Genomic DNA, 6703 nt, shown 5'->3' with positions numbered 1-6703 from the left:
CGACCATCCCAGGTGTCGTTTGGATTTGCAGTATTTAGGGAATACACAATCAGGGCGTAGGCATGGCCATTGCTACAGTTCGCCAGGTTCCCTGATGCATCGCTGGGTGGATTGCCTGCGGCACACCGTTGGCGAACCTCTGTGGGGAGTAAGTCATTTTTCCAGAAGGCGAGAACGGGAGTGTTGGTTGGGCTGTTCAGGCTTGCAGGCAAGCGGCCCAGAAGCCCCGGACATCCCTCACCACTGGGGGTTGTGTTTCCGGCCATGCAGTCCCCTGTGTACACAAAGCTGGCTTCTCGAAGTTCAGAGGCAATATAGTCCAGGGCATTCTGCATATCGCGCTGGGTTTCGTTACGAGCCGCCTCACGTTGGTTGGTACTGGTTAGTTCTGTTACCAAGAACATGGCACCTGCAATGATGCCGCTTGAGATGAACACCGTTACCAGTAGTTCGGTTAAGGTAAAGCCTTGGTGAGCATTGGTATTGGCACGATGCCGCGATCGCCAAAATCGCCACAAAATGGGATGAAGAGGAACGTTTGCCATATCGATAGGTGCTCCGTGTGCAGCCAGAGAAGTAAAGGGATGAGAAAACGACCAGAAACGTTACTGGGCGCAAGCGTTTTGGTAACAGTCCAGGGAATTCCGGGTATCGCCTTGGGTGATGTTGCTGTAGATAACGGATAGGGGATTGGTATTTTGGCTTCCCTCGCCCGTCGTCATCTTGAGAGGCGCTGGATCGGTTGCGAGATCGTCCCAAGGCACTGCATCTACTCCGCGAATCACCGCATAGACGCGCACTCCAATGTCAAAGTTGATGGGTTGGGTTGCCCCTTCTGGAACCCCATTGGTGCGGAAGACCTGCATCACAAAATCAGCCTCACAGTCTCCTGTGATGTCAACCTCTACGGCTTTGGTAGCTGCGACTTGCTGACCTGTGTAGGGATTGTCACACGCACCTGTGGAGCGCATTAAGCCCGATGTGCCATCAGGGGGTGCAATTGCATTGAGAACTGCAGCATCTACAGCGGTGGGAAGGTTATTGATATTTTGCGCGCCTCGGTTTACCAGCGTCCGAACTCGATCCACTTCGGCCTGGGCGATTTGTTGGGCTTGCTCGGCACGCTGGGTTTGGACACGGGTAGCCGTGGCCACCAGGATGGGTGGCGTGATCAGGACGCTTGCGATCGCCACCACAAGCAGCGCCATAACGGCTTCCAGTAGCGTTAATCCTTGGTCGCTAGATGGGTGAGACATTGCGCGGAGGAGCGATTTGACCCATATGGCCGAGCAAAACCAGCGATTGGGTAGAGAGGGAAAGGGAGTAGACATAGCAGCTTACCGTCCGGCACAAAAACGATGGATAAAAACTTAGGAAAAACGGTGTGAGATGGCTACCCACCCCACACGCAGAGCCGTTACTCGCAGGGGAGGTTTGTGACCTGAGCCTGCATCGCTTCGCAGAGCTTGACGATATACGGATCGTCGAGAGCCGGTTCGCTGTAGAACTCACTCCGGCTATCTTCTACGCCAGCAAAACGGGCAGAAAGGGGGCCTGGCGATGCATACTGCAGCGCTACATCGTATCCCCAAAGTCGCCTCGGGGGATTGTAGTACTTGATCAGCTCTGCACCTGTAGTTGGGGTCTGCCCCACCTCCCAGGCTTCCTGGTCAAAGGGAGCCGTCGCCGCGTTGCTAAAGCTGAGTTGGATGATGGAGCCTTTGATGTAGAGCCTTCTTGAACCCCAGTTGCTGATAAACCGGGGGAAGTTGTGCAATCCACCATAGCTCTGTCCTGTACGGGAGGGCACCAACCCGCTCACAATCACCGCGTTTACCTCCGTTCTGTCCGGAGCGGTAATCAGGGACTTACTATCCGAGAAGGTTAAATATCGTTGATTGGTGCTGACACCGTATTCCTGGACATCGTCGTAACTTTTTTGGTTTGTATTTTTTGTATAAGAACCTGCTACTAAAACAGGGTTGCCATCACGCGAAACTCGTACTGGAGATCGGTTCTTGTTGCTTCCCAGGGGATTCTCCCGTAGCCAGCCATCGTTAGGTAAGGAGCTAGGTGAACCCGATGGCTTAGTCCCCAAAGTCTGGTTCGGCAGGTTCTGATCCATAAAGGAGGTAATATTACCGCTGTTGGAACAGCCATAGTTGGCGGTTGTATTGCCCGTAACGGCACCGCCAAAGGTATCCAGAATACTACCATCACAGAAGTTGATCGGCAGAATCGTAATCGCATCCGCCAGGATTTCGGCGGGTCGCCATTGGTCCGTCTTGGGACGGGCAAACTTGTTGTTTAAGCCCGAATTGCCTCGCGTGTAGAAGTTGTTGCTATTGTCATCCAGGAGTTGATTAAATTCTTGTACTTCTGCTCCACCCGAACGGTGGAAGTTGAAATTGCCCTGGATGTAGACAGCATTATCCGATACGAAGGTCATCCCGGTAATTTCTTTTTCAGGACGTTCGATCGATTTACCGTTCTTAAGACGGAAGGCAAAGGGACGGCGATCGGGATCGGCATAGAAGTCTACGGGTTTGGTACTGATGCCATTCGTCGCTGGCGGCGGATCCGTAGACTGGTAGGCGTTGGGCGTCGTGTTCATGCGGCAGGCCGCATTCTTTTCCAGGGCAGTTGTGGTGCCGCAGGTGGCCCAATCTGAGGACGGAGGCCGCACAATCGAGCCTTCCCGAACCCCATCTTCGCGGAACGCGTAGATGACGCCTGCTCGCTCTTCAGCGGGGAGCCAATAGCCATTGCCGATGGTAGTTTTGCGCAGGATATCCAGATCTAAATCCAGGGTGCGAGCGGTCATCATTTCGCGACCGTTAAACAGCGCTGCATCCTTAAAGGCCACCCGGAAGAGACTCGCACCATTACTTTGATCTTTTTCGATACAAATATCGCTCGCCGCAACGCACTGCTTCAACAACAGCAGGTTGGGATGGTTGGGATTATTCGGCTGTACGGGGCTAAAGTCTGTATCGGTTGAGGATGTATTGGCGATATAAGGCAGCTTCCACTGGTTCAGGGGTCGGGGTTTGAGGGCAATCTCTGACACTTCGGCAGGTGTGAGCCGATAGTAGACAAAGCCCTGATTCACGTCCCTGATGTAGGTGCTGTAGTTGTTCCGATCCTCCAGGTCTCTCAAGATGCGTGCTTCTGTTGCCTCTGTTTTATTGGGTAGGGTACCGAACAATGCGGCTAGGATCGGGTATTTAGGGTAGTCACTACAGAGTTCAATTAGGTTCTTAAGGTTAGTATCATCCAAGAATGCCTGACAAGACTCACTGAAGTAGGGGTTTTTCCCCTTAGGGGTATCGCCGTACTTGATTGCGTTGGGTCCGTCCGTTCCAAGGAACCCACCTAGGCGATCGCGCCGCACCTGCTCCTTCGTGGCCAGCATTTCAGCCAGGGCAATTAGCTTTCGGCCATTCGTATTGTTCAGACTTGTGTCTCCTTTGAGACCGTAGATGTAGTTGTCCGGGGTATGAATTTTGGGATCAAACCCAGTAATACTTTTACCCTTAATTGCACCTATAGCATCGGACAACTGTCTAAGCTCTGCCCGCACATCACTATCAATGCTGCTAGTAGACGAGACATCTCCATAGCTCAATCCCGAACCATAGAGCTGATCCAGGTAGTCGATATTGTAGGCCAGCATTCCAATCGTACAAGCCGCCGTGTGCAGGGTGGCCTGATCGGCAGGGCTGAGGGCATCGTAGTCTGTACCATCTTTCATCAACTCGATGACCCGCCGCAGGATCGAAAAGTCGCCCCACATCGCCATGCTGGGATAGGGATGCACGGTACTGTCATTGGTAACGGGTGGGAAGGAGGGAGCGCCGCCTTTGGGATCGCCAGCGTAGTGGGCCAAATTCTGCAGCGCCTTCATCATTGGCGTCTCTAGATTGACAAAGTCGCTTTTCACAGGCGGCTCAAAATCCCAGCCGTTGGTGCCAGCACCCAAGAAGAAATTGCTGATGGCGAGGGGATATTTGCTCTGGAGGTTGCTAAACCCATCGGGGTTCCAGTTTGCAAAGGTGGCCGATTTTGCCAGGGTATCAGGCGTACCGGGGTGAACCGTGCTCGCCATGCAGGCTAGGGGCATACCGTCCGTCTTGTCGGCAAAGTGATACACGGCCATCGCCTGCACCGCCGCTAGGTTATCCCGCAGCATCCGGCGCTGCCGAGCCTCGTTGCAGCGGTTTGCATTGGCTCTAACATTACCATCGGCACCTGTACAGCTATTCCAGGGACGCAACGGCTCAACGCTGCTCGCTTCCTGCTTATCCTTGGCAAAGGCCGGAATGCCGCGTCCATCCACGCCGCCCCAACCCATGTTGTTCCCCAATTCCAGACGCTGACCGACAATCAGTTTCAGCCCCTGGTAATCTGCCCGTCGTTCCCAGTAGCCGTCTAATCCCAAATTTTCAGCAACATCGGCCTGACTGGGGGATTCGGCTTCAGCCGTGCGAATCAACTCCTCGTCTGGTAACTCTTTAGCCGCTAATTTATCGCCCTCGATTTGAACGCCAATATCGTAGCCATTGGGGTTATCCGCAGACACAGGGGCATCGGGAATCGCAAGCGGAATCTGGGCATTGATTCCGCGCACGCGGGGCTTGGGGCCCCAACGATTGTCCGCGCGGTATTGATCATCGACGTAGGGAACTTCCTCCGTTTTGTTGTAGATGCGGTTTCTATCTACGGTAAACGCGCTATCTGCCCACGCTGGATCACGGCTATCGGAGGGTAAATTGTTGTTGCCCTGATTCTCAGCCCATCCTCGCGACTGGGACACGTCTTCGGTGAGCAGTTTTACAGGATCTAGACTAAAGGCGGTTGGGTTGCTTCCAGCGGTTACTGTATCGCCGCCAGCGTTCATCTTCCTTGCGCCAATTTGAGGATTTTCTTTGTCGTACAGGTTAATCGTCGATGATCCATTGAAATTATTGACCTTAACCGTACCGTTGATGAATTGTCCTTGGAATGCCGGAATGTTATTATCCTCGTTTTCCTCAAACTCAGCCATCGTAATCCGCGATGCATCTTTATCGTATACACACGATTCGGGGGCGCTAATCAGAACACTTTTGAATCTGCTACTATCGCCTACAAAGAAGCTGCCCCGTGTATGCATTGCACCGTTCCAAGTGAATGCAGGCCCTGGGAAGATCTCAAGATCGTTGCGGAACCAGGCTCCCCACTTGTTTCCGGTGTCGGCAACCCGGTCTTGCTGAAACTCTAGACTCGAGATAGGGCTGCCTGCGGGAAACTCACCCGCTTCGTTGAACGGTACAACCAAAGCGTCCACCTGAAAGTTTTTGCGCACTTGTCCGGGAGTCCCGTTATTCGGGAACCAGCCCTCAAGGACGCCGCTGTCCGTGTCTAGTCCAGACGTACAGGCGCTGGTGGTGGAAAACGTGTTACTGAGCGGCGCGTTGCGAACCATGAGTTGATTCGCGCGTTGCGCCATGCCCTCATCGTCAATACCGATGGGGACGGACGGATTGTTGGGATCGGTGGTAAGCCGGATGTCTGCGTATCCCGGATCACCAGGTTTAGGCGTTCTAAAAATAATGGAGTAAATATTCCAGGCATCATTTGTGCCATCCCCGTCTCGGTCTACCGGATAGCGCCAGGCGTTGTCCCATTCCCCATCACCATCCAGATCGACGCGCGTTTCATCGGGGAAGGTGTAGTCGTCGCGACCCTCCGTGATATCGTCAGCTGGATCTAGATCTCCCCGACCGTCGTTATACATCATGTTCAGCAGCACGTCCTCACCCGGAACTCCACCCGGTCTGCGAGGGTCACCGAGCGGATCAAAAAGGAACTCTAGTTTCGCCTTGGCGCGATCGATGGCAGGCGTTGCCGAGTTATAGATCACCCGCTGTTGGCGATCGCTAATCACGTCACTGGTACGGGTAAAGGAGCGGTAGGAAATTGCCCCCACCGTGAGGCTCAAGATTAAGAGCAGGAGTACTACCGTGGGCAGCACAAAACCAGAGGTGGAAAAGGGGCTACGTCCGACAACGAACAACCCTCTGAGCACCCAGTTCACAAATGCCCTAGTAGTTCGGCGGTAAAGCCGCCTGGACTGATATATCAGTTTTTGAAGTGTGTGATTGAACCGTGGGGTTGCCATACGACCTGCCGTCCTGTGTGGGATGAAATGCAGTGAAATTACAACGATGAACTAACCAATGGAAACCAGCGAGGTGATCGGTCTGGAAAGGGGCGTTTGAAAACGATCGACGGTGCTGTGGATCAAGGTATTTGCACAATGGTCAGGACAAGTTCGAGAGATTGAAATCCGCGATCGCGCAAAATCTTAGGACTCGCATTTTCATCAAATCCTCACGGGTTGAAGATGAAAATTTACCTGATTTTGCTATCGTTCCTGTCCTAACAATTTTGCTTGGGGGGTAACAAGCGAGAAACCACTCATATCTATCAGTGAGGCTCTAGGGTTGGTAAAAAGGCCGAATCCGTAGATTTAGGGACAGTTTCAGCGTTCTTACGCAGGTGACCTAGACGCATTCAAAAATGATGGTATGGAAATGGTAGGTGCAGATACAACGCCACCGATTTAAATTCCGCACGCGATTGCAAAAAAATCGAAAAAATTTTGTAATTGGTCACAGCAAGAAGCACACCGTATTGAGAATAAGGCGTTTCCTTCAGT

At 52.9% G+C, this 6703-nt stretch carries 3 protein-coding genes; all 3 read right to left on the bottom strand.

From position 1 onward, the window contains the following. On the bottom strand, positions 1-545 hold a 545-nt coding region (locus IGR76_14200; protein MBF2079630.1), incomplete at its 3' end, for a prepilin-type N-terminal cleavage/methylation domain-containing protein. Positions 546-605: 60 nt separating this feature from the next. After that, positions 606-1331 (bottom strand): hypothetical protein, encoded by a 726-nt coding sequence (locus IGR76_14195; protein ID MBF2079629.1) that lies wholly within the window; start codon positions 1329-1331, stop codon positions 606-608. Between the two features lie 86 nt (positions 1332-1417). Next, positions 1418-6016, bottom strand: a complete 4599-nt coding sequence (locus IGR76_14190; protein MBF2079628.1) for a hypothetical protein — start codon at positions 6014-6016, stop codon at positions 1418-1420. Positions 6017-6703: the final 687 nt, after the last annotated feature.

The sequence above is a fragment of the Synechococcales cyanobacterium T60_A2020_003 genome (genome assembly GCA_015272205.1).
In the GTDB taxonomy this organism is placed as follows: Bacteria; Cyanobacteriota; Cyanobacteriia; order RECH01; family RECH01; genus JACYMB01.
The sequence above is the reverse complement of the archived record's forward strand: the minus strand, read 5'-3'. Positions and strand labels throughout refer to the sequence as shown.